Genomic DNA, 26,388 nt, shown 5'->3' with positions numbered 1-26,388 from the left:
CGTGATCGATCAATTGCCTTCCTGACCTTCCGAGCGAGACCAGTGATCCCTCAACACGACTTTTGATGGGAGCAATTATTTTCGTTTGGATAGCCACACTTGACGCGGACGCCAGCACCGGATCTCCGCTGCCTCCTCTTGATAACCTTGCGACGGTTCCGGCCAGTTCATAGCTCTGCCGCATAACAACAAGAGCGAGAAGCGCCGTGCAGAACAACTTTGCGACCTCCATCTTCGCAACTCATGATCTCGACAGATACGCGATCCTGAAACCGGACAGCGGACTGCACTATAGCCTGGAACGTCACAAGTCGGGGCAGGCCGTAACCAATGCACGCCTGAAGGCAACGCCGTGCATCGATTTTTCGCGCTACAAGTTCGAGACGAATTTTGACTGGATCAAGGTCGGTGTAACCCTGCCGCAGCCGCATCTTCCCGTGAACGTGGCCAGATCAATCAAGAACGCTCTCTCCGAGCAGATGAGTGGCGGGATTTACGTTAGAGCCGGAGACGGGGGAGGGGTATCTTCCCGAGAGCTCACCTTGCAGATCTTCGACCCCAATTACCGCCGAGTAGCAGCCGTGCTCGCCCTGCTCGTAGAGAGGTATGGACTGGAAGGAACTCGTGGCGCGATCCCTGAACATCGTTTTCTGGGTTTCGAACTGGCGCTAGACGCCTTTCCTAGAGTCAGCAAGGTGCAGGATGAAGCTGAACTCGTCTTGCGGCGAGTTCAGATGACGGATCTCTTGCGCAAGCACTTCATGCTGGAGGCCTTGTTCACGACCGGCGATTTCGCCACGACAAGAGATCTTTTGAGATGCTACAATGAGACATCGCTCCTACTTCGCCTCGGAAGCGATCAGGGGAAGCTCGCGCCGAAAGTTCTGTTCTCGAGCTTGAATACGGCTTTATGCCTTGAAAGCCATTTTCAGATGCCGATCGATTCCACCGTCTATGTCGGCGCCGTAGAGCGCGAGATGCGGTACAAGATCTACGACAAGATCAAGGATCGCATGAAGAACGACGCAGAAAAAACGTATGTAGCGCTTTCTCCGGAAGAGTGCTGCTCTCGCATTGAGGTCACCCTGGACGGGATGTCAGGATCAGAGACCGTTCCGCAGGCTCTGGGTCTGGACACGATCTCCAGCATCGGAAGATTCAAGTGGGAAGCGCTTCGAACCATACTGTTCAACTTCGTCCTTCCGACCTTCGCTGTCGATGACAGCGGAAGTGTCTGCTCAACTGAACTTGCGATTTTCAGAAGAACCGGCGCCTTCGGTCTGAATCTGCATCAACGCGCGAAATCTCTGACGGATGATCGCATGTCCCCGCTTGGCCCTCGGGGAAGGATGATCGCTTACGATAAGCTGAATGAAAGGATCGCCCGTAAGATGAAGGAGACGGGCCGGAAGTTCTGCGAATCCTGAAAGCTATAGTGAAGGCCGTGTCCGGGAGGGGGAAGAGAAGGGAAGAAGAAGAGGAGGAGGAGAAGAAGAGCAGGAGAGGAGCAGGAGGAGTAAAAGGTATTAGTGGCGCGCTCGTCTAACGCTCCTCAGCGCAACGGCATAGATCGTGGAAAACACGGTGAACTAGCGATCTCTGATCTTTTACGCTCATTGCGGTGGAGGTCAGTCGAGTGGAAAAAAACGTCAGGAAAAGTTTGCGGGAACGTAGCATGCCGACAGAACCACCTCACACCCAAAAATTAACCTAACGTTAACCTAGTCGTCACAGGCTGGGACCATGAGCCATGCCAACAGAAACCGCCGCCCCTTCTCCGTCGTTGTCCGGTTTGTTGACGCGTTTGTCTTCGTTCTCGGCTGGGTGCTCCTTATCGCTCACATGCTACCGCTGGTGTTGTGAAGCGCCTGCCCAAGATGCAACAGAGCACCTGAGCGTCTCAACAAGCCACTGCAGCTTTACGCTGTAACTCCGACAAATTTGTCTGGAGATCCAAACCTGCACCCGAAACACGAAAAGCCCCGCCCGGTTGTCAAACCGGGCAGGGATTTGTCGTTCGGAGACGCACTGAACTTTTGTGTTGGCCTACCTGAGGAGGCAAAAACGGTTTTCAGAGAGCTGCTCCACAAGCAGAAGTCAACGCCTTTGCAACATCAACCCGATCGCGGCTAGCCCAAGAATCAGAATGCCCATGGCGACGAGCACGTAGTGTAGCCAAGAGTGATTATAGAACGGGGTGGGCGCATAGCATCGGCCGCATCGAGTCGATCCAAAGCGCAATGAATGTTCGCACGCGCGGCACGAGAAGATCCTCAAAACTTTCATTCTTTACCTCATAAACTGGTTTACTGAGACGGGGCCAACCTGCTTTACGCAGGGATAATCATCAAGGTTTGCAAGGGCGGTTTAGAAGCACCGCGTAACAATTTTGCGCCATTTTGCTGCGCTGGCGAATAGCTATGCGGCGCAATGAGCAGTCTCGTCTGCCCGTCACGGTGCTTGCGATCTGCACGCGTTTACTGACGTTGGTCTACGGCGCCGGCCAGCTTGGGCATGCGGCCCGGTAGTCGGCGATCTGCGCCGTCAGCCCCTCGCGCGTCTTCGGGGTGTCCACTCTCGAGGGCAGGAACAACCCCTCCCCCCGACGCAGCAAAGCGTCCGCTCAGTCTCGATACCGGATGTCGGGCGGTTGAGCCAAGCGGCGCAGCCGCTCACGGTCAGGCCCTCACCGCTCACCGCCACTCTGTGACGGCGCTGCCTGCACCAGCGGCAAGCTCAGGAGCCCCTTGTGCTTAAGCTCTAGCCGCCAGATGTAAATTTGCGACCGGGTGACCTCGTAACGCTGAGCGACTTGGGCGACCGTCGCGCGGTTTACACCCACAGAGGCCACGATGGGCTACTTCTGGACATCGCTCAGGGCCGCCGCCGCTCGACGCCAAGGATCTCGCCTCTCATGCAGCCTCCGCTAAGACACGTCGCTAACGACGTAGTTATGACCGTGCCTTAACCCATTAGGCCGTCGCCGATCAGGCGGTGCTCATCGGGCGCTTACTCTCGATCTCTGGTTTGAGCTTTAGGTCGACCACAAGGTCGGACTTAGCATCACTCCCAAATCCCCGTCAGACGGCATTCGCCGACAGCGTACCAAAGTACGCTCCGTTTAAAAACCTTTAACCATATTCAGTGCATTTTCCAAACGTTGAACGCCATTAGACTTTGGAGAGAACCGATGGGACATACTTGGGTAAATGAAGTCCTTATGGACCTATCAATGTATGCCGTTGCCAACGGATTGCCTAACTTGGCAGCCGCAGTGCTTCAAGCACAGGACGAGTTTCTTAAAGACACCAACAAAGTCGAAGGACACGTCATCTCTCAACGAGCAGCCGACGATCATATTGTACATGCCGGACCTAGCGCGTCACATCTGCATATCGTGAAGCTCTAACTCCTGATTCAATTCGAATTTTAATGCTCTAAGGTCTTCCACGCCGTTCGAACCACTTCTTGCAGAAGCCGAGGAAGGCCATTTCCGGGTTTCTCGGCACCTCGCTCGCCCAATCGCGCCACTCCGCCTCGATCATGCGCACATCCCAGCCAGGGGCAGCGGAGCGAGCCATGTCGTAGACCTCCGGGTCGAGTGGAGGGATGTTGACCTCGCCGCCGCCTTCCGGCCCCACCGTCCCGCGCGAGGTCGCCACGAGGTGGTCGCGCTGCTCGTCAATGCGGATGCGGTAATCGGGCATGTGGTTGTATTCGGCGTCTTCTTTGGCGATCGCCGCCATCAGGCGGCGGAATTCGCGCAGGGTCGAGCCGGAGCCGCACTTCTTCTGCAGGACCTCCATGGAGACCCGCCATTCCTTCTGCCGGCCACAGTGCTTGCGGGCCAGTTCGTAGACCCGGCGCTCCAGCGGTTTGCGCAACCGAAAGTACTCACGACTCAAGGTTAGAACCTCCTGGGCGCGAATTGCATTGAACACCCAGTCGCTGAGCTTGACCTCCACCTCCTGCATCCGGCCGTCGCGGGTCTCGCGGACGATGCGGGCGCGTTCGATCAGGCCGAAGGTCTCGAATATCTCCTGCCCGCCGGTGGTGATATTGGTCGAGATCCGCGTGCCCGCCAGCCGCTCCATCGCCGCCTTCAGCAGCGCGTAGCCGCGGCCTGTGGTCATCCGGTTGGTGGCCTTCAGCAGGTCGGCAGCCTGGAAGTGGATCACCTGCTGGGGCTCCTTGCCCTCGTTCATCCCCTTGATGAGCGAGGAGATGCAGTAAATCAGCACGTCCCGGTCGTGCACCGTGGCCAACCCGTCGGTCGAGGGCTTGATCTCGATGGTAATGTTGTTGTGCTCGTAGCGCCGGGGGCGGGTGTCGGGTTTCGTCGACAGCGAGAAGATCGGATGCTCCATCGAGCCCACGTCACCCTTCGGCGCTGCATCGAGGATGTCGCAAACGAAGAAGTCACCCTGCGGGTGCCGGTCGGGCAGCAGAGGGGAATGGTCGGCCATGGCGGGTCTCCTTGTCCTGCGCGCCCCGTCAGGCGGGCAGCCCGAACGACACTTTACACACGGTGCAGGATAAAACGACACTTTACACACGCCAACCCCAAAACGACACTTCGCACACGGTGCCACGACACTTTACCCACGCTTCGGCCCGCGAACCCGAATCGTGGCAGGCGTTTAGGCCTCTGTTTTCATGGTGGAAATCAACCCCGATTCGGGAATCACCACTTTGCACACGGTGAATCACCACTCTGCACACGCAGAATCACCACTTTACACACGGGGGGTCCCGGCAAGTCGCTGAAATCCCCGGGGAAAACGGCGTCCGGAAGGGGCGTAACACTATATATAACACATATCTAACACCCCCCTGGCCGCGTTGCCCGTGCCGCGCGGCCGCACTAGGATGCAGGGAAGGGGGCCCGAAGCAGCGGGCGCCCGCCTTGGAAGGGACCGGGAATGACGGCTCAGACGGATCGCACGGATGCCGGGAAGGGGCTGGACGGGACGAACCCGGCCGCGCTGATCGGCTGCCCGAACTGCGACGAGGTCTACGTGGCGCGGACCCCGCCCGCCGGGCGGCGCGCCGTCTGCGACCGCTGCGGCACGGTGCTGATCTCCAGCCGCGAGAACGCCGGGATCCCGATCCTCGCTCTGTCGCTGGCGGTGCTGATCCTGGTGCTGGCCGCCGCCTTCCACCCATTCCTGTCGATCAACGCCGCAGGGCTGGGGAACCGGGTGTCGCTGCTGGACGTGGCCACCAGCTTCCGCTCCGGCGTGCTGGTACTGGTCTCAGTGGCGACGGTGATGCTGATCGTGGCGCTTCCGGCGCTGCGCGTGGGGCTGCTGATCTACGTCATCGCCCCGCTCGAGATGGGCCTCAGGCCCGCGCGCCACGCCCGCGTCGCCTTCCGCGCCGCCCAGGAGCTGAAGCCCTGGTCGATGACGGAGGTCTTCTCCATCGGCTGCGCGGTGGCGCTGGTGAAGGTCTCCGACCTCGCCCGGCTGGAATTCGGCCCGGCGTTCTGGATGTTCGTCGCGCTCTCGGTAATCGTGGTGGTCTCGGACCGGTTCATGTGCAGTTGGTCGATCTGGCAGGCCATCGACGAGGCCGAGGGTGACGCAGCGGCATCTGCCCGCGAACCGGTCTGAGTGGCCTTCGCGGGTGCTTTGCCCCCGCCGCGGGGGGGGGGCGCGTATTGCCGATGCCCCGGTGCCGGACTATCCTGTGTTGCCCGGGACGCTGCGGCATGCCCGGGGAAACGGGACGGACAGACCGGGCGCGAAAGACGGGGCGGGACGGCACCGGGTCCGGGGGCCGGGCCGGTCACCCGGCTCCGCAACCTGGGCCAGCCATTTGGGGATGAGATCAGCCATGCAGGACCGCGAAGGCACACCGTCCGGACAGGACGGACGCGGCGGACGCGCAGGCGCGCGATGAGCACCGCCCGCGAGATGGGGCTGGTCACCTGTACCGCCTGCGCCCGCGTCTGGCCTGCCGGCACACCGGAGTGCGGCCGCTGCGGTCACCGCCTGCAGTCGCGCCATGAGGGCAGTCTGCAGATGGTCTGGGCGTTCTGGGTCACCGGCCTGCTGTGCTACATCCCGGCCAACCTTTACCCGATGCTTGTGACCTCGACCCTCGTCAGCACCGAGTCCAACACCATCGTCGGCGGCGCGGTCGAGATCGCCCGCCACGGCGAGATCGCCATCGCCGCCATCGTGCTGATCGCCTCGGTCGTCATCCCGGTCGCCAAGTTCATTGCCATCGCCTATCTCGCGCTGTCGGTGCAGCGCGGCGCGGTGCAGGGCGCGCACGGCAAGATGCACCTCTACGAGATCGTCGAGTTCATCGGCCGCTGGTCGATGATCGACGTCTTCGTGGTCGCGATCCTCAGTGCATTGGTGCAACTGTCCGTCGTGGCGTCGATTCATCCCGGTCCGGCGGCATTGACCTTTGCGCTCTCCGTCATATTCACCATGCTGTCTGCCAGGTCGTTCGACACGCGCCTGATCTGGGATACCCACGTCCCGCACGGCCAGACGGCCGCCACGCTGCCCCCGAGCCACGGATCCGAATGACCGATCAGTCCTCCCAGACCCGCGACGTGCCGCTTTCGAAGCCGTCCCGCCGCCCCACCAGCCTGTCGCTGATCTGGCTGATCCCGGTGATCGCCATCCTCGCCGCGCTCGGCGTGGCCTGGCAGAACTGGAACGACCGCGGCCCGCTGATCGAGGTCGCCTTCGACCAGGCCGCCGGCGTCAGCCCGCACGAGACCGAGCTGCGCTACCGCGACATCGCCGTGGGCGTGGTGGAAGGCGTGCACTTCTCCGCCGAACTGGACCGCGTGGTCACGGAGATCCGTCTGGACAAGACCATCGCGCCATACGTCGACACCGACTCCAGCTTCTGGATCGTCCGCCCGGAGGTGACCGCGCAGGGGGTCACCGGCCTCGATACCGTGCTGTCGGGCGTCTACATCGCCGGCGCGTGGGACGGCGAGCCGGGCACCCCCGAGGACCGCTTCGTCGGTGTCAACGACGCGCCGATGCTCGCGCTTGGCGAGGAAGGCGTGACCTTCACCCTCCGCTCCGAGAACGGGCTGCCGACCGACAACACCCCGATCCTCTACCGCGGCGTGCAGGTCGGCCGGATGGGCCGCACCGAGGTCTCCGACGACGGGCTGACCGTGACCGCGCAGGCGGTGGTGCTGGAACCCTACACCCGGCTCGTGACCTCCTCGACCCGGTTCTGGGACATCTCCGGCTTCAGCTTCTCGATCAACGCGCAGGGCGCCAGCCTCGACTTCTCGTCGCTGGCCTCGCTGATCTCCGGCGGCGTCACCTTCGAGACGCTGGCCTCCGGCGGCACGCCGCTGCGGGACGGGGTGACCTTCACCCTGCATCCCGACGAGGAGACCGCCCGCGAGGACTTCTTCCTCGAGGGCGAGGGCGGCTCGATCACCATGATGATGATCTTCGAGGAGAACCTCGCAGGCCTCAGCGCGGGCGCGCCGGTGACGCTGGGCGGGCTGCGCATCGGCGAGGTGGAGTCGATCTCCGGCCTCGTGGACGCGGAACGCTTCGGCGACCCGCAGGTGCGGCTGGCCACCACCATCCGGATCAACCCGGGCCGCATCGGGCTCGAGGAAGGGGTGAGCGAGGAGGGCTTCCTCGACTACCTCGAAACCCGCGTGCAGGAGGGGCTGCGCGGCCGCCTGACCAACGCCTCGCTGCTGACCGGCGGGCTGAAGATCGACCTTGTCGACCTGGCCGAGGTCGCCCCGGCGGAGCTCGACCGCGACGCAACGCCCTATCCGCTGCTGCCCACCGCGCCCTCGGACGTGGCCAACATCGCGGCGACGGCGCAGGGCCTGCTGGCCCGGGTCGACGCGCTGCCGGTCGAGGAGGTCATGCAGGAGGCCATCGGCCTGATGGGCGACCTGCGCGGCGTCGTGGGCTCGGAAGAGGTGCAGCAGGTGCCGGAATCGGTGCTGGCGACGCTGGAAGCGGTACGTGCCTTCGCCACCAGCGAGGAGATCGCCGCGCTGCCCGCGCAGGTGGGCGAGCTGGCGGGCGGGCTGACCGATGCCTCCGACAAGCTGAACGCGCTCTTGGGCGACGTGCAGGACCAGGCGGTCGTGGCGGCTGTCTCCGAACTCATCGCCTCACTGGACGCCACGGCCGAGACCCTGCCGGCGCTGGCCGACCAGGCGGGCGCGGTGCTGTCGAAGGCCGAGAACCTGCCGCTCGAGGACATCTCGGCCCGGGTGACGACGCTGCTGGACGACGCCGACGCGATCCTGGCCGACCCGGACCTGAAGGCGCTGCCCGCCGATGTGCGCGCCACGCTCGACGGGCTGCGGCAGGTGGTGACGGCCGAGGAATTCGCCGCGCTGCCTGCGCAGGTGGGCGAACTGGCCTCCGGGCTGACCGACGCCTCCGACAAGCTCAACGCGCTTCTGGAGGAGGCCCAGCAGGAGCGTATCCTCGCCTCCGTCTCGGAGCTGATCGACAACCTCGGGACCACCGCCGACAAGCTGCCGGGCATCGCCGACCAGGCCAGTGCGGTGCTCTCGGACGCCGAGGAGCTCTCGCTCGACGAACTGGCCGAGCAGGCCCGCGCGCTTCTGGAGAGCGTCGACGCGCTGGTCGACCAGCCCAGTACCCGCGAACTGCCCGCGCAGGTGAACGGCACGCTGGCCGAACTGCGCCTCGCGCTCGAGGAGCTGCGGCAGGGCGGGGTGGTGACCAACGCCAACGCCACACTGGCCGCTGCCCGCCGCGCTGCCGAGGCGATCTCGGACGCCAGCCGCTCGCTGCCGGCGCTGGCCGACCGGCTGACCGTCGTCGCCAACCAGGCCGGGGTGACGATCTCCGACTACGGGCGCGGCTCCGACTTCGGCCGCGAGATGTCTTCCGCCCTGCGCCAGATCGAGGAGGCCGCCTCGTCGATCGACCGGCTGGCCAAGCAGATCGCGCGCAATCCCAATTCCCTGATCACCGGACGATGACGCCATGACAAAGCTGCCCCTCGTGACCGTCCTCGCGCTGGCCCTCGCGGCCTGTGGCGGGACCGAACCGCGCTTCGACGCCGCGCCCGCTGCCCCGGTGGAGAAGGTGTCCTCCCGCTATGCCCGGATCGAGGTGGCCACCGTCACCCTCCCGGTCTACGCGCAGGGCGAGGAGATCCACGTGCAGGACAAGGACGGCGCCATCGTGCCGCTCGGACCGCTCTGGACCGACGAGCCGTCGCGCGCCGTGACGCTGCAGATAGCCCGCGTCCTCGACGCGATCACCGGGCGGCTGGTGGCGGCCGAACCCTGGCCGTTCCGCGACTACCCGGACGTAAAGGTGGATGTGCGGCTGCAGGACTTCTACGCCACCGCCCGCGGCACCTTCCGCATCGCCGGGATGGTCTATGTCGCGCCGGAAGAGGCCGGCCCCGACCGCGCCAAGCGGTTCGAGATCGAGGCAGTGCTGCCCGGCGAGGGCCCGGCGGCGATCGCCGCCGCCCGTTCGGCGGCAGTGGCGCAGCTTTCGACCTTCATCGCGAAGAACGGGTTGCGTTAGGCGCGGCGAGACAAGTCTGCAAATTTCGCGTTAAAGCGTGATCTGGATCTGTCGGGCGCAGTGGATAGCGAAGGTGCGTTCCGGCTGGTCTACGTGGCATCCGGAACTGTCCATTGGCCGTCCTCGCGGAACGCGCCGCTTCGCGATCAATGCATCGGCAGAGAGCAGGGATGCCGGCTCAATTCAGTGCGCGCGCCGATCTTGACAGCCCCGAGAATCTGACGCACGCGTATGCGTGTGCGCGCGGGTGCGTCCGCGCGCGGGTAGTATTAATCTATATATACTACGTATATATATCTAATAATATTACACTTATACTCTGATACAGTTAAAAATACGAGGATTTTCCTTTATTTTCAAATACTTAACTTATAACACGAATAAATTAGAGCCTATATCTCCCTATAGTTGTACGCTGCGGGAGGGAGATTATTCCCTATTTTCAATGGCTTACGGGAAATCGGAGCTGTTTATGCCAAATTTGGTTCAAAAACATAGGCTCAACATAGGCGGAACCTCCTTTTCCTCAGCTTCGGCTGATACTCAAGGCTGCGGCCCCTCTTCCCGTGTCAGCTTCCAGTGATCCCATCCCCGACCCAGCTCCAGAATCGACGCAGACCCTGAAAATATCCTTCCTGGAGCGCGGGACGCCCCCTCGGGGTACATGCCCCGCTGAAGCATAGAGGAAGCCACTCAGCGGCCAAAATTACAAACCCCTCCCGAAGCTGCTGCCGCGGGAGGGGTCATGGTTCCGTTTCGGGTTTCAGGGACGCGGGAGGCGAATCGTGTGCCGCTTCAGTCCTCGTCGATGCCTTCGACGACGACGTCGAAGGCTCCGGTCCGCGGATCGAAGAAGCTGCGGCCCAGCTTGGTCAGCGACATCACCCGCCGCCGCGCTCCGCGCCGGCGGATGTAGTCGTCCTCGATCAGTCCCCGGTCCCGGAGCTTCCTGAGCGAACATTGGAGCGACTGCTTCGAGCAGGTGTAGCTCAGGTCTCCCAGAAGCTCGTCGATGTCGATGAAGCCCCCGGCGGCAGATCCCCGGTTGATGCGTTCCATGATCTCGGTCTGCTTGCGGGTAAATCGGGTCAGGGACGCCATTTCAGGGGCTCCGCGGGAGATTGGTCGTCGAAAGCAAGGACGGGCACTGGCGACGAGATTTGCAGGCCCGCGTCGGGGTTTCGGTAGATGCCGTAGAGCGGCGATCCGAGAACGAGCTGCTGGAGCTGCTTCAGGAGGTCGGACAGCTCCATCTGCTCGACGCGGGAGGTGCCGAACTTCTGCCGCGCGCCGGTCTTCTCCCGCTGGCTCTTGGCGTAGTAGAACTCCCGCATCGCCTCGATGGTCATCGCCCGGAGCCGCGGCCGCATCGCGTCCAGCTCCTCGATGATCGCGACGCCGTCGGCCGGGTGTGAATCGAAGTGCTGCCGGAAGAACCGCACGCCCTGCTCGAAGGTGTTCGACCGCATCGGCTTTACGAACCGGAAGCCCGCCCGCTGCGCGAAGTGGTTGTACTTCGACATCGCCGACTGGATCTCGACGTACTTCTTGCCCGAGAGCCGGGCGGCGAGGTTCTGGAAGCGGTACGAGACGCCTACGCCGCGAAAGACCGTGTCGAGCACCAGCCGGGAGACCACGGTGAAGTCCTCGTTGACCATCTTGTAGCGGAAGACGTTCGACAGGTGCGTGTCGCCGCCGGGCTTGTACCACTCCATCGCCTTGTGGCGTTCCTTCAGCAGCGGTGTCGGCTGCGCCAGGACCAGGACGCCGATGGTCTCGCCCTCCAGCGCCAGGCGCCAGTATTTCGTGCCGACCGCGTTGCCTTCGGTCTTGTAGTGCAGATGGTGCAGCAGCTCCCAGTCCTCGGCGGTGCCGCGCTCGACGGTCATGCGCTCCATCAGCGGGAATGCGGGAAGCGTCGCGCGATTGATCCCTCGCAACGTCCCGAAATCGAGCTGTGCGCTTGCAAAATCACTCACTGAGCGCGCTCCTCTTCAAATCGTGCGGGATGATGCGCGCGGGAGTGCGGATGCGTTTTGCGCGCTTTCTAAGACTCGCGCTATTACCGCGCAGACAAGCTTCGCGCGTTGCAGAGACGGCTTCGGTTCCTCTGCTTTTGCGGCACCTTGAGCTTATCTCGCCGCCAGATCAGCTCGACCCGCTTGACGTTCACCTGTCAGCCGCTGTCGTTAATCAGGCCGGCGACCTGACGGTAGCCGTAGCGGCCATACTGGCGCGCTAGTTCGATGATGTCGGCAGTCAGTCGCGTTCCATCTGCCCGACCCGTCGGCACGGTGCGCTGAGTCGAGCGGTGCTGACCTAGCCCTGGCACGCCCGGAGCTTTGACACATCGACGACTTCACGGACGTGATCGATGCGGCGCCGGCGGCGCGAGGGGCTCAGTAGTTTCCTCGTGCGGCCTTAGAGAGGATCGACTTGTCCAGCGTCAGGTCCGACACCGCCCGCCTCAGACGGGCGTTCTCCGGCTCGAGCTCTTTCAGCCGTTTCAGTTAATTCCGGTTCATCTCACCGTATTCCCGTCGCCAGCGGTAGCAGATCTGCTGGGTCACGCAGAACTGGCGCACCGCATCTGCGATCTTCACATCCTGCGCTTGCAGCACCTCCACCTGGCGCAGCTTCGTCGCGATGTCTTCGGATTTCTCACGCTCTCTTGCCGTCTCTCAGGTCTTCCATCTGCGGGACAAATCTACCCCAGTTGGCAGACCACTTTAGTAGGGCAGATCATGACTACCGCGCTCCTTGACCACCTTACTCACCGCTGGCACATCCTGAAAACCGGAAACGACAGCTTTCGCTTCAAGGTCAGAACCGAGGCCGTATCCGGAAAAGAAAGGAAGCTCCGCATGTCTTGACCCAGCCCTGAACTGATCCGCATAAGTTAAAGCTGGGTCAGTTCTCGAGGAAAATCCGGGGAAGCTCCGGGTGGAAGTCAACAGGCTAGATTCTCAAATTTGGACGTATCTTCGGTTCTGTTCTGGCAAGGTTGGGGAGAAAATAGGAGCGGGCGACCCATGGAGATTGAAAAGACGACGTTGGACGGTTTGTTGGTGTTGATGCCGCGCCGGTTCGGCGACGACCGAGGATTTTTCTGCGAAAGTTGGAATAAGCAGCGTATGGCAGAGGCCGGACTGCACTACGATTTCGTGCAGGACAACCACTCATTGTCGGCGGCGGCAGGCACCTTGCGAGGCCTGCACTATCAATGTCCGCCGCACTCTCAGGCCAAGTTGGTACGTTGTGGGCGTGGAGCGCTCTATGACGTGGCAGTTGATATTCGCCTCGGGTCACCTTCTTACGGGCAATGGTTTGGTATAGAGTTAAGCTTTGAAAATGGCCGTCAGCTAATGATACCTGAAGGATTTCTTCATGGCTTTGTCACACTCGAGCCGGATACAGAAATCGTCTATAAGTGCTCAGATTTCTACGCGCCGGATTGTGATGGCTCTGTAGCTTGGAACGATCCCGAGATCGGAGTTGATTGGCCGCTGGATTCCGCCCCTGTGCTTTCAGAGAAGGATGCAAACGCACCTCGGTTAGCAAATATTGGGAATCCCTTCGTGTGGGAGGCTACATGAAAATTCTGGTAACGGGAGGCGCGGGTTTCATTGGATCTGCGGTGGTGCGGCGCGCTATCGCCAACGGTCACGAGGTGGTAAATGTCGATGCATTGACCTATGCTGCATGCCTCGAAAACGTGGCCGCGGTTTCGGATAGTTCGGGTTACGTTTTTGAGCATGCCGACATCCGTGACTGCGACGCACTGAACCGGATTTTTGAAACGCATAAGCCTGACACGGTTATGCATCTTGCCGCTGAAAGCCATGTCGACCGATCAATTGACGGGCCGAAAAACTTCATTGAAACAAACATCTGCGGTACTTTCAACCTACTGGAAGCTGCGCGAAAATACTGGGCCTCTCAAGGTAGGCCAGAGACATTCCGGTTCCATCACGTTTCCACCGATGAGGTATTCGGCTCTCTGGGAGCCACCGGAAAGTTCACCGAGGACACCCCTTACGACCCGAGATCGCCATATTCGGCTTCTAAGGCATCCTCTGATCATCTGGTTCGTGCATGGCATGAAACTTACAGGTTACCGGTAGTTCTGACTAATTGCTCTAATAACTATGGCCCCTATCATTTCCCCGAGAAACTTATCCCTGTAGTGATCCTCAATGCGCTCCACGGAAAACCTATTCCGATCTATGGTAATGGCTCGAACGTTCGCGACTGGCTTTACGTGGAGGATCACGCTGAAGCGTTGCTTCTCGTCGTGCGCAAGGGTGAAATTGGGCGATCATACAATATCGGGGGGGAGAATGAACTATCAAACCTCGAATTAGTGCGAGCCATCTGTGGTATTCTTGATCGGTTACTTCCAAAGACCAATAGTTATGCCGAACAGATCACCTTTGTTGCCGACCGTCCCGGGCACGATATGCGCTACGCTATTGACCCAACCCGTATCCGAGAAGAGCTGGGGTGGCGACCCTCGGTCACGGTCGAGGAGGGGTTGGAGCGTACCGTTCGCTGGTATCTCGAGAATGAGTCTTGGTGGCGCGCCCTGCTGGAGCGAGATGGCGTGGGGCACCGGCTTGGCGTAGGATGAGCTTCAGACGACGAGGCGCTTCAGATAACTGCCGTAGCTCGTCTTCGCAAAAAGTTGCGCGCGTTCTAGAAGCTGGTCGCTACTAATCCAGCCTTTTTCCCAAGCGATCTCTTCGGGACAACCGACCTGCTGGCCCTGTCGTTCGGACAACGTTCGAACGAAGTTCCCTGCATCCAGAAGCGATGCGTGAGTACCGGTATCGAGCCAAGCATAGCCTCGTCCCATCTGCTGCACGCTGAGCATCCCATCATGCAGATAGCTTTCCAAAAGCGTGACGATCTCTAACTCCCCACGTGCCGAGGGGGCGACCATGCGAGCTCGAAGTGGGGCAGACCCATCAAGAAAATATAGTCCAGTTACCGCGTAAGATGATGGGGCCTTGTCTGGTTTCTCGACGATCTGATGCACTGATCCATCGGATGCGAAATCCACGACGCCGTACCGTTCCGGGTCTGCCACACGATAGCCAAAGACTGTGCCACCCGTTTTGCGTTTGTCGGCGGCTTGCAGCTGCTCGGGTAGGCCATGACCGAAGAAGATGTTGTCCCCGAGCACCATTGCTGAGGGATTACCGGCGAGAAACTCCTCGGCCAAGATATAAGCTTGAGCGAGGCCGTCAGGCGACGGTTGGATAACGTAGGTTAGCCGAAGGCCCCATTGACTGCCGTCACCTAAGGTTCGAACGAACTGGTCTTGATCCTGAGGAGTGGTGATTATGCAGATCTCGCGGATGCCTGTGAGCATCAAAACGCTGAGCGGATAATAGATCATGGGTTTGTCATAGACTGGCAAAAGCTGCTTCGACACGCCCATCGTGATTGGATGGAGACGAGACCCGGTCCCTCCTGCGAGAATGATCCCCTTGCGGTCAGTACTAGTCATGCTTCGAGTTCCTTGATGACCTGCGACAGCCCGTCTTGCCACGAAGGTTGGTTAATCCCGAAGTCGGTTGCAAGTTTGGCGCAATTCAGGCGCGAATTGAGCGGTCGCGATGCTGGTGTGGTGTAGGAAGAAGTAGGTATTTCTCCGACCGTGACTGCTCGTCCCGCTATACGAAAAATCTCCTGCGCGAAGCTTGCCCAGCTGACCTCCGGGGCTCCTGAATAATGATAGAGGCCTCCGCTATGACCTTCGATCATGGCGCTGGCTATGATCTGGAGTGTTGTTGCGATATTGGCAGCAGGGGTGGGGCCGCCAATCTGATCCGAAACAATGTCGAGATGGCTACGAGTTTCAGACAGCCGCAGCATGTTCTTGACGAAGTTTGTGCCATGTACGGAGAACACCCAAGATGTGCGAAGGATTGCGTATCGTCCACCAGCAGCCTTCACGGCCTCCTCACCAGCCAGTTTTGTGCGCCCATAGGCATTGACTGGAAGGCAGGGGTCTTCCTCTTTCCAAGGCTTCACGCCACTGCCATCAAAAACGTAGTCAGTGGAAACGTGCAGGAGCGGGATGTCCCGTATGGCGCAGGCCCGGGCAATTTCTCCCGGGGCCTCTGCGTTAAGCCGTCTTGCGTCAACCTCCTTGGTTTCAGCCAAATCGACAGAAGTCCATGCGGCTGCGTTGATCACCGCTTCGGGCTCTAGGCGAGCGATAACAGCCTCTGCCACGCCCGATTGGGTGAGATCGCAATCACTACGGCTTAAGGCCATGACATCAGGATGTTTCCTGAGCTCGTTGGCAACCTGTCCGTGTCTTCCAAATACAAGGATCATACCAGCCTCTTCCTGCCTGATGCTCTCGATAACGAACGCCCGTCTCAGACAAAAGCTTTGATCGCGCAGGAAACCTTGTTCTCGGGGTATGCTGAGGCGCTCAGGCCAAGATCATCATCAACATATGGTTTGCCTGACCTAGCTGACTGTATCGATCAATGAACCTTTTGTTTCAAATTCCAAGCTAAGCATCCTCGAAACTTCAGGAGGCTTCAGTGTTCCTTCGCGTTCGACGCTTGTTCGGCATCTTTGCAGCTTGGCATCTGCCTGCAGACGGCCCAGCCAGCAGAGCAAGTCAATTGAGATTATTCATTTATTTTATAGTCTTATCGGTCAATGCTTTCCCTCATGCCCTGCGCTGGATACGTCACCGAGATCCCACTGCAAGGGCACGTGTCAAACAACTGCTCAATCTCTCGGGGCCTGCACCCTTGGCACTCGATTCCCGACTGTTTGACGTGCCTGCACCGGCACCCGAGCCGGGCGGTGTTACCTTGGTCATGCCAGTCTATGGAAACTTGTCTCTGGTACAAGGTGCACTGACACGGGTTGTCGCTCACACGGAGATACCTTGGCGCATGGTGTTGGTAGACGATGCCTCTCCGGACACTGAAACCGTGTTGTTTTTGAGAAACTGGGCTGTTGGATGTCACTGAGAACTGACCCAGCGGCGATAGGAAATGTCACTGAGAACTGACCCATGTGGAACCCTCCCCCTGACGGGATTTGTCGGGGGTCATTGGAGTGATCGACATGGATATTTTGAGCGTCATTCGACGTTGGGCACTTCGGGATAAGTTGCCCATCCGTGAGATTTCGCGGCGGACTGGTCTGTCGCGCAATACTATCAGGCGTTACCTGCGTGCCGGGATCGTCGAGCCCAAGTTCAACGTGCCGTCGCGGCCGAGCAAGCTCGACGCGTACGCGGAGAAGTTGTCGGGCTGGTTGCTGGCCGAACAGCGCAAGTCGCGCAAGGAGCGGCGGACGGCAAAGCAGATGCACGCGGATCTGGTTCAGCTGGGATTCGACGGCTCCTACGAGCGGGTCTCAGCCTTTGTCCGCGCCTGGAAATCGGACCGGCAGCGGGCGCAGAGCACGACGGATCGCGGGACATTCGTGCCTCTGGTGTTCAAGCCGGGCGAGGCCTTCCAATTCGATTGGAGCGAAGATTACGCGATCATCGGGGGCGAACGGACCAAGCTGCAGGTCGCACACGTCAAGCTGTCGCATAGCCGCGCGTTTCTGGTCAGGGCGTATTTGCTGCAGACACATGAGATGCTGTTCGAGGCGCACTGGCACGCGTTCAGGGTCTTCGAAGGCGTGCCGGCCCGCGGGATCTACGACAATATGCGCACGGCGGTGGACCGTGTGGGCGTCGGCAAGAAGCGCGACGTGAATGCGCGCTTCATGGCGATGACAAGCCACTACGTATTCGAACCCGACTTCTGCAACCCGGCCGCCGGATGGGAGAAGGGGCAGGTCGAAAAGAACGTCCGCGATGCTCGCAGCCGGATGTGGCAGGTGATGCCCACCTTCCCTGATCTCGATGCGCTGAACCGCTGGCTGGAAGAACGGTGCAAGGCGCTGTGGGTCGAGACCGTACATGGCGGCTTGCCCGGGAGCATCGACGATGTCTGGCAAGCGGAGAAGCCCTCGCTGATGCCGTTGCCCACGGCGTTCGACGGCTATGTCGAGCAAAGCAAGCGGGTGTCCCCAACCTGCCTCATCACGTTTGATCGCAATCGCTACTCCGTGCCTGCCAGCTTTGCGAACCGGCCCGTCAGCCTGCACATCTACCCCGAAAGGCTGGTTGTCGTTGCTGAAGGGCATGTCGTCTGCGAGCACCAGCGCATCATTGAAAGGTCGCATCGGCAACCGGGCCGCGTCATCTATGATTGGCACCATTACCTCGCCGTGGTCCAGCGCAAGCCGGGCGCGCTGCGCAACGGTGCCCCGTTTGTCGAGATGCCGGAGGCATTCCGCCAGTTGCAGGATAAACTGCTCCGCAAGCCCGGCGGCGATCGAGAGATGGTGGAAATCTTGTCCCTGGTGCTCCATCACGACGAGCAAGTCGTGCTGTGCGCCGTGGACATGGCACTGCAGGCAGGCGTGCCGACAAAGACCCACGTATTGAATCTGCTCCATAGGCTGGTGGATGGCACGCCGACTGACCAGCCCGACGTGACGCCGCCTTCAAGTCTCGTCTTGACGAAAGAGCCCGAGGCCAATGTCGCACGCTACGATGGGCTGCGCACATCCGGAGGCAAACGCCATGCGTCATGATCCCGCCGGCGCTGCTATCGTCATCATGCTCCGCAGTCTGAAGATGCCAGGCATGGCGCAGGCCGTGCATGACCTCATGGAACAGGGTGCGCCTGCGTTCGAGGCGGCGATCCCCATCCTGTCGCAGCTGCTGAAGGCCGAAATGGCCGAACGTGAAGTGCGGTCCATCTCTTATCACATGAAGGCAGCGCGCTTCCCGGCTCACAAGGACCTGTCGGGCTTCGACTTCGCCGCCAGCGAGGTCAACGAGGCCCTCGTTCGGCAGCTTCACCGATGCGAGTTCCTGGATGCTGCCGAGAACGCGGTCCTGATTGGCGGGCCCGGCACCGGGAAAAGCCATGTTGCGACTGCCCTCGGTGTCCAAGCGATCGAGCATCACCGCAAACGCGTGCGCTTCTTCTCCACAGTCGAGCTGGTGAACGCGCTGGAACAGGAAAAGGCGCTGGGAAGGGCCGGGAAAATCGCCGAGGCGTTGGTGAAAACCGAATTGGTGATCCTCGACGAGCTCGGATACCTGCCGTTCAGCGCCTCGGGCGGCGCCTTGCTGTTCCACCTCCTCAGCAAGCTCTACGAGCGCACAAGCGTCGTGATCACCACGAACCTGAGCTTCAGCGAATGGGCCAGCGTCTTCGGTGACGCCAAAATGACCACCGCGCTCCTCGATCGCCTCACACACCGCTGCCACATCCTGGAAACCGGAAACGACAGCTATCGCTTCAAGGCCAGCTCGGAGACCGCGAAAAAGAAGAGGAAGGAGACGCCAATGTTGACCCCGTCATGAACCGACCGACATACTGACAGGCGGGTCAAATCTCGATGACAATGCTGGGTCAGTTCTCAGTGACATCCAACAAAACTGGGCATCTCGCCATGGCGCACATCTGATCGAGAACGAACGCAACCTTGGCTTTGTCAGCAGCGCGAATTTGGGATTGAAACAAGCGATGTTGTGGCCCGATCCTGTAGTTCTGCTGAACTCGGATGCATTCTTGCCAGAGGCGTGGGCTCCTCGGCTCTTGAGACCTTTGCTGGAAGACCCGAGGATTGCGTCGGTTACACCATTGTCGAATGATGCTGAACTCGGTTCTGTGCCTTCTCCTGGACTTGCTGCCCTTGTGACATTTGATGAAGCACAGGCGCTAGACCGTTTTGCTCAGAATCTGAATGGCCGCGCTCAGGTTGTAGCTCCCACCAGTGTGGGCTTCTGCATGGCAATGTCTCGCACTGCTTTAGAGTTGGAGCCGAGTTTTGATCCAGCCTTCACTCCGGGCTACGGCGAGGAAGTAGACTGGTGTCAGCGCCTGCGGGCGCGAGGATTTTCTCATGTTTACGTTCCAGATCTCTACGTAGCTCATCTCGGCGGTCAAAGTTTTGGCCAGACACAAAAGCAGAACCTCATTCGTAGAAATTCAGCTCTATTAGCAAAGAGGTATCCGCGCTTTGACGTAGAGGTGTGCATGTTCCTGCGACGCGATCCGTTAGTAACCGCGCGTCTGGCAGTTGGGATTGCAAGAGCAGAACTCCAACGGAATGTAGCTGTACCAATCTATCTCGGGCACTCAATGGGGGGCGGCGCAGATATAGATCTTCAAAGGCGCCTTGCTACCGATGTTGCTAGGGTAGGGGCCGGCTTGGTGATCCGGGTCGGTGGAAATTATCGATTCACTATAGAACTGCATCATGCACAGGCTGACGGTACTTTGTGCGTGACTTCAGCCGGTACAGAAGACTGGGACTTGGTGGAGCGCCTTCTTGCACCTGTCTCGCGGCGTGAGCTTGTATACTCTTGTGCCGTTGGCGACATTGATCCTGTGGTTCTACCCGAGCTGTTTCTTTCCCTGAAAGGTCCTGAGGACAGGTTGACGGTGCTAGTGCACGACTATTTTGCTCTTTCACCAAACATGACATTGCTTGAGGAAAATGAGCAATGGCAAGGATTGCCGGAGCCAACACACGCCTCGTCTAGGCATGTTGCTCGCCGCCCAAACGGTCGGGCAGTGCCATTGGTGGAATGGCGGAATGCTTGGCGCCCCCTTGTTGACCGGGCGGAGCGTGTGATCTGCTTTTCCAGCGCAGCCAAAATGCTGTTTGCAGAGGTCTACAAAGATGCTCGAATTGAAGTTTGTCCACATAATCTACATGTCGCTGTTCCTGCGCTTACACGCCCAGCTCCAGGTGCGCACCCGGTATTGGGTATTCTCGGCAATCTCGCGCCGCATAAGGGGGCCGCGGTGGCGGAACGGCTTGCTCGCGCTTGCCGCAATAGCGGCTGTGAGGTGGTGTTGCTGGGAGAAATCGATCCCGCCTACCGCCTACCGCTGCCGGGACGGAAACACGGGGCCTACAGCGTGGGCGACCTGCCCCGCCTCGCGGCGCGCTACGGCATCACCTGTTGGCTGATCCCCTCGCTCTGGCCGGAGACGTTCTCCTTCACCACGCACGAGGCGCTGGCCACCGGGCTGCCGGTTATGGTCTTCGACTTGGGCGGGCAGGCGGAGGCGGTGCGCGCGGCTGAGGCGCGTGGCGCCCCGGTGGCGCTGCTGCCGCTTGGCTTCGCGGAGGATCCGCAGGCGATCCTCACCCGGGCGCGGCATCTGTCGCACTGGGGTTTCGCGCGCGAAACGCTCAGAGCTCCAGCAGCATCCGGTGTTCGCGCCTGAGCAACATCAGCCCCGCGGTCAGCGCTACGAGGGACACCGCCAGCACGTAGACCTCCGACACGTAGAGCGCGTCGTAGTTGGGGTAGAACCCCCGCCGGATCAGTCCGATCACATGCACCAGCGGGTTGTACCAGAGCCAGCCGCGATAGGGCTCCGGCAGATTGTCGAACAGGTAGAAGATGCAGGACAGCAGGAAAAGCGGGCGCATGGCGATGGACCAGACGCGCTGGTAGATCGGGAAGCGCACCAGCATGTAGGCGTTGAACGTCCCCAGCCCCAGCGCCAGCGCCGCCGCCAGCACATAGGCCCGCACCAGCACCATGCCGTCGACGACGACCCGCGTCTCGAACAGGGCGACGATGCCGCCGAGCACCGCGTAGCTGACGAGGATCTGGGTCATCAGGTTCAGCACGAAGCGCGCCACGATGGCGTCGACGAAGGTCACGCGGGGATAGGCCAGGAGCTGCTTTGAGTAGTTCAGCGCCTGGCCCACCTTGCCCACGAGGTCGGTGAACAGGATGAAGGGCAGCATCCCGGTGGCGTAGAACATCGCAAAGCTCGTCCCCAGCACCGGCGAGCGGAAGCCGATCGAGAACACCGCCGTCAGGAGCGCGATGCCCGCCACCGGCTCCAGCACCGCCCAGAGGTAGCCGCCGGGGGAGCGTCCGTAGCTGGTAGCCATCTCGCGCAGCATCAGCGCCCCGATGGAGCGCAGCGTCGCCAGCCGCGGTACCCCGGGGCGGGGACGCTGGGGGGCGGAAGATGTGTCGGCATGAGGCGTATGGGCGTGGGTGGTCTCGGACATGGCGGGTCGCCTGCGGTCCTTCCGTGGTCCTCTGATGATCCTTGCGGGGTCCCTGCGCGGCTAGGGCGTTTCGGGCCGGTGGCCGGGGCAGGCCCCGCTCTTCTCCATGCACGGTAAATCTTTCCTAAAGGTTTATGTCCGAAGGTGCCGCGACATTCGGATCGTCTGCGGATACCGCTCTTGACCAAGGTTTCGACCCAAAGGGCCGCCCCGATGCCGGCCCGCACACAGGCGCATATGCCCGCCACTGCCCCTGATCGGACGCATGACCGGTCTCAGGCCAGTGTTCAGGCCGGGGACCATATCGGCGTGCAGGCCCAGCTTCCGGCGCATGTGCCGGGGCCGCGCCCAGTGCCGACCCATGCCCCCGCCGGCGGCGCCCAGCCGAAGCCGGTTCCGCGGCCGACGCCGATCCCGCCGCCGGGCTTCCGCCCCGGCATTCCGGGCGGCGCGCGCATGGCCGGGCTCGCCCGTCTCAGGCGGCGGCACTGGGCGCTGATGCTGAGCTTCGTGCTGGGCGTTCTGCTGCCCGCCGCCGCCGTGGCCTGGTATCTTTGGGACCGAGCGGCGGACCAGTATGCCTCCACCGTGGCCTTTTCCGTCCGCACGGAAGAGACCAACTCCGCGCTGGAGCTGCTGGGCGGACTCGCCCCGCTGTCGGGCTCCTCCTCTTCGGACACGGACATCCTCTACGAATACCTGCAGAGCCAGAAGCTGGTGGCGGAGATCGACGCGGCGCTGGACCTGCGCACGATCTGGTCGAAACCGGGCGGCACAGACCCGTATTTCGCCTTCGATCCTGACGGCACAATCGAGGACCTGGTCGATCACTGGCAGCGGATGGTGAAGATCTACTACGACGATGGCGCCGGGCTGATCGAGGTGCGCGTGCTGGCCTTCGAGGCTCGCGATGCCCAGCTCATCGCGGAAACGCTGTTCGACCGCTCGACGGAGATGATCAACGCCCTCCTCGCCACCGCGCGGGAGGACGCGATCCGCTACGCCCGCGCCGATCTTGGGAAGGCGGAGGACCGGCTGAAGGCCGCGCGCGAGGCGCTGACTTCCTTCCGCAACCGCAACCAGATGGTCGATCCCACCGTCGACATGGAGCGGCAGTCGGGCGTGCTGGCCAACCTCGAAGGGCTGCTGGCCAACGAGCTGATCGAATACGACCTGCTTGCGCTGCGGACCCGGGCCGACGATCCGCGGTTGACGCAGGCCGAAAGCCGGATCGGGGTGATCCGCGACCGCATCGCCGCCGAACGCCGCAAGCTGGGCCTGGCCGGCGGGGCGGAGGCGGTCACGGGCGAGGACGGCGTCTATGCCGACCTCTTCGGTGAGTACGAGCGGTTGGTCGTCGACCGGGAGTTCGCGGAAGCGACCTATACCTCGGCTCTGGCGGCCTATGACGCGAGCGTTGTGGAGGCGCGGCGGCAGAGCCGGTACCTCACCGCCTACGTGCACCCGACGCTGGCGCAGAGTCCGCGCTACCCGGAACGCGAGATGTTGCTGGCGCTGGCCACGCTACTGATCCTGCTGGTCTGGGGCACACTGGTGTTGGTGATCTACGCGCTGAAGGACCGGCGGTGATGGGGCAGCCTGGGGTCGCGGCGCGATGATCCGCTTCGAGAACGTCACCAAGCGCTACGTAACCGAGGGCAAGGTGGTTACCGTGGTCTCGGGCATGACCCTGACGGTGCCGACCGGGCGGTCAGTCGGGCTTCTGGGGTGCAACGGCGCGGGGAAGTCGACGGTGCTGCGCATGGTTTCGGGCACGACCCGGCCGACGGAGGGGCGGATCGTTACCACCGGGCAGGTGTCTTGGCCCGTGGGGTTTGCGGGGTCGTTCCATCCCGACCTGACCGGCCATCAGAACTGCCGCTTCGTGGCGCGCATCTATGGGGTCGACACCGACGAGCTGGTGAATTTCGTCGAGGATTTCGCCGGGCTCGGGCCGCATTTCCGGATGCCGATCCGCACGTATTCCTCGGGGATGCGGTCGCGGCTGGCCTTCGGCATCTCCATGGGCATCCACTTCGACGTCTACCTGGTGGACGAGATCACCGCGGTGGGGGATGCCGCGTTCCGCGAACGATCGGACGCGCTGTTCAAGGCGCGGTTGCAGTCGGCGGGGGCGCTGGTCTGCAGCCATGCCCTGCCGCAGATCCGGATGCTGTGCGACAGCGGCATCGTGCTGGAGCACGGGCGCGCGTGGTATTACGATGATGTAGAAGACGCCATCGCTCACCATGTGCAGGCCATGGCCGCAGCCTGATGGCCTGCGGTTTCGCGCGCGAAACAGGGGAGTGCCCCCGCGGCTCCTGCGGAGAGGCTCCCCAAGGTATTTTTTGCCAAGATGAAGAAGGGGCCCGTGGTTCCCGGGGCGTTCAGTAACGCCCGAGGGTCGCGGCGAGGGTGAGGACGGCCTGTGCCGCCGGAGCGTCGCGCCGGATCCCGAGGCGGGACAGCGCGTGGACCCGCGCGACGCCATGCGCGGGGGCGGTGTCGAGCCGGTCGAGCAGGGCGCGCGCGTCCTCCGTTAGAAAGGGGGCGGCGCGGGCGAGGGCGGCACGGTTGGCGCTCATGATCCGGCGGCCTTGGGGACCCAACACCAGGGCGGCGCGTGTCAACCGGGCGCGCCAGCTGCGCGGGGCGCCGAGGACGTTGCCGCCGTGCTGGCGGTAGTCGAGCACCACCGCGTCATCCTCTACCACCGTCCCGCCTGCGCCGGTGATGAGCAGGGCGAGCCACCAATCGTGGAAGGGGACCTCCACCGGGCCCACGGCGCGCACCAGCGCCAGGGATTGCGGGTTCAGTACCGCCGCGTGGCCAGAGACCCGGTTCTGTACCAGCGCATTGCCGAAGGAGGGGGCGCCGCAGTGCCGTCGCGACAGGCCGAGTGGACGGCCGAGGGCGTCGACGTGGCGGCTCCGGGCGGTGTAGACCGCCGCGTCCGAGATCGTTTCGAGGCGTGACAGAGCCTTTTTGAGCTTCGTCGGGTACCAGATGTCGTCTTGGTCCGCGAGCGCCACGGGGGCGGGGGCGAGGTCGGGCGCACAGAGCATCGCTAGAAAATTTGCCGCCGCTCCACGTCGTGGTCCCGCGCGCAGCGTGACCCTGTCCGGGTATGCAGCGCAAAACTGGGTAAGGACTTCCAGCGTGCCGTCGTCGGAACCGTCGTCGGATGCTCGGAGAACCCAATTGACTCCTTCTTGTGAGGCGATCGAGGCAAGTTGCTCTCGGAGATGCGCTGCGCCCTGAAAAGTGGCCAACAGGATTGTCACTTTCGGTAGTGAGGAGGTGCCACGAATACGGAAGAGCGGCTGCATCGCATTCTCCTTTTGCCGCAACTCTCGAACCGAAATCTTTAAGATTTGGATTATTTTTGCCGCTATCAGGCAATTTTGCAGATGCGGGGGAGGAGGCTACTCTTCGCGGCCCAGTGATGTTTCGTGCCGAAAGAGCAAATGCAACGGTACTACAATTTGCCACAAAACATTCAGCACCCGCCTGGGGAAGGCCGTAGAAAATTCCGTTAAGGCGTAATTGGACAAGCGATACGGTACAGGTTAGAGAGCGCCTGAAAACAGGCGCCTTCCCTCCATGTCCCAACCCTCCCCGACCCCGTCCGAGATCGCCCGCCAGGTGCTCACCACCGAAGGCGAGGCGCTGCACCGGCTGGCCCGGGAACTGCCCGGCAGCTTCGATGCGGTCATCGCCATGCTGCTGGAGGTGCCGGGCCGGATCATCGTCTCGGGTATGGGCAAGTCGGGGCACGTGGCGGCCAAGATGGCGGCGACCTTCGCCTCCACCGGGTCGCCGGCGCAGACCGTGCACCCCGGCGAGGCCTCGCACGGCGATCTCGGGATGATCACCCGCGCCGATGCGCTGATCCTGATCTCCAACTCGGGCGAGACGAAGGAACTGGCCGACATGATCGCCCATTGCGCGCGGTTCTCCGTGCCGCTGGTGGCGATGACCCGGCGCGCCAACAGCACGCTGGCGCAGGCGGCGGACCACGTGCTGCTGATGCCCGACGCGCCGGAGGCCTGCGCGATCGGCATGGCGCCCACCACCTCGACGACGATGGCGATGGCGCTTGGAGACGCGCTGGCGGTGGCGATGATGCGGCACCGGGGCTTCGACCGCGAAAGCTTTGCCGCCTTCCACCCCGGCGGCACGCTGGGCGCGCAGCTTCTGCGGGTGGCGGCGGTTATGCACACCGGCGACGAACTGCCCGTGGTGGCCGCGGACACGCCCATGCCGGACGTGCTGCTGATCATGTCGCAGAAGGGGTTCGGCGTGGCCCTGCTGGTGGAAGAGGGCCGGCTGGCCGGGATCATCACCGACGGCGACCTGCGCCGCAACATGGCCGGGCTGATGGACCGCACCGCCGGCGAAGTCGCGACCCGCGCCCCCCTGACCACCGCCCCCGACACGCTGCTGCTGGAGGCGCTGGGGGTCATGAACGACTCCAAACGCACCGTCCTGCCGGTCACCGAAGGGGCCACGCTGACCGGGCTGATCCACATCCACGACGCACTCAGGGCAGGGGTGGCGTAGGGGCGTAGGCGATTACCGGTGGCGGCGGGTGATAGGTTTCATTATGTGATGTCGATCCTACCGATCTCTATTCTCGCACTTTATATCGAGCTCTGCGGCAACTTCACACATCTGCCTGAGCCTAATGAGTCAGTCTGGCTACGGCAATACTTTATCGGTGTCAAAACGGCGGATTTTTCCACTGGCGGAAATG

Annotated in this window: 21 protein-coding genes and 1 pseudogene; 14 read left to right on the top strand and 8 right to left on the bottom strand. The window is 61.9% G+C overall.

Annotated elements, in window-relative coordinates; translation table 11 throughout:
• The first annotated feature begins 206 nt into the window (after nt 1-206).
• Complete coding sequence (locus QNI11_RS22870; RefSeq protein ID WP_283983559.1) at nt 207-1,427, top strand: hypothetical protein; 1,221 nt, start codon at nt 207-209, stop codon at nt 1,425-1,427.
• Between the two features lie 2,010 nt (nt 1,428-3,437).
• Here the strand turns inward: QNI11_RS22870 and QNI11_RS22865 are convergent.
• Nucleotides 3,438-4,466 (bottom strand): replication initiator protein A, encoded by a 1,029-nt coding sequence (locus tag QNI11_RS22865; protein WP_283983558.1) that lies wholly within the window; start codon nt 4,464-4,466, stop codon nt 3,438-3,440.
• 456 nt (nt 4,467-4,922) lie between these two features.
• Here QNI11_RS22865 and QNI11_RS22860 point away from each other — a divergent pair, with 456 nt between their 5' ends.
• From QNI11_RS22860 to QNI11_RS22845, 4 genes are all read left to right on the top strand, one after another.
• Nucleotides 4,923-5,615 carry a paraquat-inducible protein A gene (locus QNI11_RS22860; RefSeq protein ID WP_283983557.1) on the top strand — a complete coding sequence of 231 codons (693 nt, stop codon included), beginning with the start codon at nt 4,923-4,925 and terminating at the stop codon, nt 5,613-5,615.
• Nucleotides 5,616-5,900: 285 nt separating this feature from the next.
• Nucleotides 5,901-6,545 (top strand): paraquat-inducible protein A, encoded by a 645-nt coding sequence (locus tag QNI11_RS22855; protein ID WP_254698528.1) that lies wholly within the window; start codon nt 5,901-5,903, stop codon nt 6,543-6,545.
• Nucleotides 6,542-8,977 carry an MlaD family protein gene (locus tag QNI11_RS22850; RefSeq protein ID WP_283983556.1) on the top strand — a complete coding sequence of 812 codons (2,436 nt, stop codon included), beginning with the start codon at nt 6,542-6,544 and terminating at the stop codon, nt 8,975-8,977. The genes QNI11_RS22855 and QNI11_RS22850 overlap by 4 nt, the downstream gene beginning before the upstream one ends.
• A gap of 4 nt (nt 8,978-8,981) precedes the next feature.
• Nucleotides 8,982-9,536, top strand: a complete 555-nt coding sequence (locus tag QNI11_RS22845; protein ID WP_283983555.1) for a membrane integrity-associated transporter subunit PqiC — start codon at nt 8,982-8,984, stop codon at nt 9,534-9,536.
• 795 nt (nt 9,537-10,331) lie between these two features.
• Here QNI11_RS22845 and QNI11_RS22840 read toward each other — a convergent pair.
• The 3 genes and pseudogenes from QNI11_RS22840 to QNI11_RS22830 all read right to left on the bottom strand — a co-directional run.
• The gene (locus QNI11_RS22840; protein WP_283983554.1) at nt 10,332-10,637 is read right to left on the bottom strand and encodes a hypothetical protein; all 306 of its coding nucleotides are present in this window, start codon (nt 10,635-10,637) and stop codon (nt 10,332-10,334) included.
• A complete protein-coding gene (locus QNI11_RS22835; RefSeq protein ID WP_283983553.1) occupies nt 10,625-11,515 on the bottom strand; it encodes a hypothetical protein in 891 nt (296 codons plus the stop codon). The genes QNI11_RS22840 and QNI11_RS22835 overlap by 13 nt, the downstream gene beginning before the upstream one ends.
• Before the next feature lie 113 nt (nt 11,516-11,628).
• A pseudogene (locus QNI11_RS22830) lies at nt 11,629-12,184 on the bottom strand (IS3 family transposase); the annotation flags it as partial.
• On the opposite strand from QNI11_RS22830, the gene QNI11_RS22825 reads away from it, so the two are divergent.
• The 3 genes from QNI11_RS22825 (at nt 12,149) to rfbB (ending at nt 14,166) form a co-directional block, all read left to right on the top strand.
• A complete protein-coding gene (locus QNI11_RS22825) occupies nt 12,149-12,409 on the top strand; it encodes an ATP-binding protein (protein ID WP_283983552.1) in 261 nt (86 codons plus the stop codon). The pseudogene QNI11_RS22830 and the gene QNI11_RS22825 sit on opposite strands and share 36 nt — an antisense overlap.
• Nucleotides 12,410-12,568: 159 nt before the next feature.
• Nucleotides 12,569-13,132: a dTDP-4-dehydrorhamnose 3,5-epimerase gene (rfbC, locus tag QNI11_RS22820; RefSeq protein ID WP_283983599.1), complete on the top strand. Its 564-nt coding sequence runs from the start codon at nt 12,569-12,571 to the stop codon at nt 13,130-13,132.
• Nucleotides 13,129-14,166: a dTDP-glucose 4,6-dehydratase gene (gene rfbB / locus QNI11_RS22815; RefSeq protein WP_283983598.1), complete on the top strand. Its 1,038-nt coding sequence runs from the start codon at nt 13,129-13,131 to the stop codon at nt 14,164-14,166. The genes rfbC and rfbB overlap by 4 nt, the downstream gene beginning before the upstream one ends.
• Nucleotides 14,167-14,169: 3 nt before the next feature.
• Here rfbB and rfbA read toward each other — a convergent pair whose 3' ends face one another.
• Together rfbA and rfbD are read right to left on the bottom strand one after the other, a co-directional pair.
• Complete coding sequence (rfbA, locus tag QNI11_RS22810) at nt 14,170-15,048, bottom strand: glucose-1-phosphate thymidylyltransferase RfbA (protein WP_283983597.1); 879 nt, start codon at nt 15,046-15,048, stop codon at nt 14,170-14,172.
• On the bottom strand, nt 15,045-15,884 hold the full coding sequence (gene rfbD / locus QNI11_RS22805) for a dTDP-4-dehydrorhamnose reductase (protein WP_283983596.1): 840 nt from the start codon (nt 15,882-15,884) through the stop codon (nt 15,045-15,047). Before rfbD ends, rfbA begins: the two co-directional genes overlap by 4 nt.
• Nucleotides 15,885-16,637: 753 nt before the next feature.
• On the opposite strand from rfbD, the gene istA reads away from it, so the two are divergent.
• The 3 genes from istA to QNI11_RS22790 are packed head-to-tail and all read left to right on the top strand — an operon-like array spanning nt 16,638 to nt 20,827.
• Complete coding sequence (gene istA, locus QNI11_RS22800) at nt 16,638-18,167, top strand: IS21 family transposase (protein ID WP_283983595.1); 1,530 nt, start codon at nt 16,638-16,640, stop codon at nt 18,165-18,167.
• Nucleotides 18,157-18,948, top strand: coding sequence for an IS21-like element helper ATPase IstB (gene istB / locus QNI11_RS22795; RefSeq protein ID WP_089852619.1), 792 nt, complete (start codon nt 18,157-18,159; stop codon nt 18,946-18,948). Before istA ends, istB begins: the two co-directional genes overlap by 11 nt.
• A 10-nt stretch (nt 18,949-18,958) precedes the next feature.
• The gene (locus QNI11_RS22790) at nt 18,959-20,827 is read left to right on the top strand and encodes a glycosyltransferase (protein WP_306418234.1); all 1,869 of its coding nucleotides are present in this window, start codon (nt 18,959-18,961) and stop codon (nt 20,825-20,827) included.
• On the opposite strand, the gene QNI11_RS22785 is transcribed toward QNI11_RS22790, so the two are convergent.
• Nucleotides 20,793-21,632 (bottom strand): ABC transporter permease, encoded by an 840-nt coding sequence (locus QNI11_RS22785; RefSeq protein ID WP_283983594.1) that lies wholly within the window; start codon nt 21,630-21,632, stop codon nt 20,793-20,795. The genes QNI11_RS22790 and QNI11_RS22785 overlap by 35 nt on opposite strands.
• A gap of 213 nt (nt 21,633-21,845) precedes the next feature.
• Between QNI11_RS22785 and QNI11_RS22780 the strand changes: the two genes are divergently transcribed.
• Together QNI11_RS22780 and QNI11_RS22775 are read left to right on the top strand one after the other, a co-directional pair.
• Complete coding sequence (locus QNI11_RS22780) at nt 21,846-23,222, top strand: hypothetical protein (protein WP_283983593.1); 1,377 nt, start codon at nt 21,846-21,848, stop codon at nt 23,220-23,222.
• Nucleotides 23,223-23,247: 25 nt separating this feature from the next.
• The gene (locus QNI11_RS22775; protein WP_283983592.1) at nt 23,248-23,907 is read left to right on the top strand and encodes an ABC transporter ATP-binding protein; all 660 of its coding nucleotides are present in this window, start codon (nt 23,248-23,250) and stop codon (nt 23,905-23,907) included.
• A gap of 112 nt (nt 23,908-24,019) precedes the next feature.
• On the opposite strand, the gene QNI11_RS22770 is transcribed toward QNI11_RS22775, so the two are convergent.
• Nucleotides 24,020-24,961 carry a glycosyltransferase gene (locus QNI11_RS22770; protein ID WP_283983591.1) on the bottom strand — a complete coding sequence of 314 codons (942 nt, stop codon included), beginning with the start codon at nt 24,959-24,961 and terminating at the stop codon, nt 24,020-24,022.
• 274 nt (nt 24,962-25,235) lie between these two features.
• Between QNI11_RS22770 and QNI11_RS22765 the strand changes: the two genes are divergently transcribed.
• Nucleotides 25,236-26,195: an SIS domain-containing protein gene (locus tag QNI11_RS22765; protein WP_283983590.1), complete on the top strand. Its 960-nt coding sequence runs from the start codon at nt 25,236-25,238 to the stop codon at nt 26,193-26,195.
• Nucleotides 26,196-26,388 lie beyond the last annotated feature (193 nt).

Source organism: Sagittula sp. MA-2 (assembly GCF_030126985.1).
GTDB lineage: Bacteria > Pseudomonadota > Alphaproteobacteria > Rhodobacterales > Rhodobacteraceae > Sagittula.
This window is presented reverse-complemented; position numbering and strand designations above follow the sequence as displayed.